The sequence below is a fragment of the Methylobacterium sp. WL116 genome (genome assembly GCF_008039455.1).
GTDB lineage: Bacteria > Pseudomonadota > Alphaproteobacteria > Rhizobiales > Beijerinckiaceae > Methylobacterium.
Window position 1 is genome coordinate 1 of record NZ_VRUV01000756.1, and the last position, 1663, is coordinate 1663.

The 1663-nt window shown below is 67.2% G+C and carries 2 protein-coding genes; both read right to left on the reverse strand.

Features of this window, described 5'->3' with window-relative positions:
* Positions 1–180: hypothetical protein (locus FV223_RS27020; RefSeq protein WP_147729788.1), on the reverse strand; the 180-nt coding region annotated here is incomplete at its 3' end.
* A 93-nt stretch (positions 181–273) separates the two neighbouring features.
* Positions 274–1308 (reverse strand): aspartate-semialdehyde dehydrogenase, encoded by a 1035-nt coding sequence (locus FV223_RS27025; RefSeq protein ID WP_147729787.1) that lies wholly within the window; start codon positions 1306–1308, stop codon positions 274–276.
* Between the last annotated feature and the right edge of the window lie 355 nt (positions 1309–1663).

Consider the following 1663-nt stretch of genomic DNA (forward strand, 5'->3'; position numbering starts at 1 on the left):
CTTGACGTTGCCCGCGTTGATCTGGTCGAGCTTCGAATAGCGCGTGTTGGCGTAGTCGACCGTCTGCAGCACCTGCTCGGCCGGGTTCGCCAGATGCTTCATCAGATCGTCGTTCGCGATCGCCGGGCTGGTCGATGCGAGAGCGACGAGGAGCAGGTGCGGTCCAAGATCGAGATTCATCGCTCGGCAGCCTGATCTGCAAAATGAAAAGGCGCCGCCCGACCAGCGGGACGGCGCCTTGATCAATCATGGATCCCGATCGTCGGACGACGTTCAGGCCGCCTTCCTGTCCCGCCCGATCAGCTTGCGGTTGATCAGGAGCTCGGCGATCTGGACCGTGTTCAGGGCGGCGCCCTTGCGCAGATTGTCCGAGACGCACCAGAAGTTCAGGCCGTTCTCCACCGTCGCGTCCTCGCGGATGCGGGAGATGTAGGTGGCGTCCTCGCCCGCCGCCTCGTGCGGGGTCATGTAGCCGCCGTTCTCGCGCTTATCGATCACCAGGATGCCGGGCGCCGAGCGCAGGATCGCGGTCGCCTCCTCGGCGGAGATCGGTCGCTCGAACTCGACGTTGACGGCCTCCGCGTGGCCGATGAACACCGGCACGCGCACGGCGGTGGCCGTGAGCTTGATCTTGGGGTCGAGCATCTTCTTGGTCTCGGCGACCAGCTTCCACTCTTCCTTGGTGTAGCCGTCCTCCATGAACACGTCGATGTGCGGGATGACGTTGAAGGCGATGCGCTTGGTGAACTTCTCCTGCTTCACCTCGCCGGCCGTGAACACGGCGCGGGTCTGGTTGAACAGCTCGTCCATCGCGTCCTTGCCGGCGCCGGAGACCGACTGGTAGGTCGAGATCACCACGCGCTTGATCGTCGCCGCCTCGTGCAGCGGCTTCAGGGCGACCACGAGCTGCGCCGTCGAGCAGTTCGGGTTGGCGATGATGTTGCGCTTGGAGAAGCCGACCACCGCGTCGGCGTTCACCTCGGGCACGATCAGCGGCACGTCCGACTCGTAGCGGAACGCCGACGAGTTATCGATCACCACGCAGCCCTGCGCGCCGATGCGGGGCGACCACTCCTTCGAGGTCTCGCCGCCGGCCGACATCAGGCAGATGTCGGTGTCGGAGAAGTCGTAGGTGTCGAGGGCTTTGACCTTGAGGATCTTGTCGCCGAAGGAGACTTCCTGGCCCTGGCTGCGGCGCGAAGCCAGAGCCACGACCTCGTCGGCGGGGAAGGCCCGCTCGGCGAGGATGTCCAGCATCTCGCGGCCCACGTTCCCCGTGGCGCCGACGATGGCGACCTTGTAACCCATCTCGATCAGACTCCGCTTGCCGCGCGCGATCCCGGCATCCGCCGCCCGCGTCGGGCCATGACCCGCCGGCCCCGCGACGTCGCAAGGTGGGACCTGCGGAAGGCGGGAGCAAGGCGCCGGGGTCGCTCGCCTGTCAAGGGAGGCGGCGTCATGCCTCCCGCGCTTCGTCATGCATCCCCGCGGCAAGGTTCGATTCACCGCGTGCCGAGAAAGCCGGCCTCGGGCGGCGGATCGAAACCACCGGGGAGGGGATCCGGGCGGAGGATGCAGGTGCTTTCCCGAGGCGCGACCGCATCCGATGGCCACAGACGAGACGTTCCCCGGCCTCGCGCCCGCGGCGGCCGCGCCGCGGCGG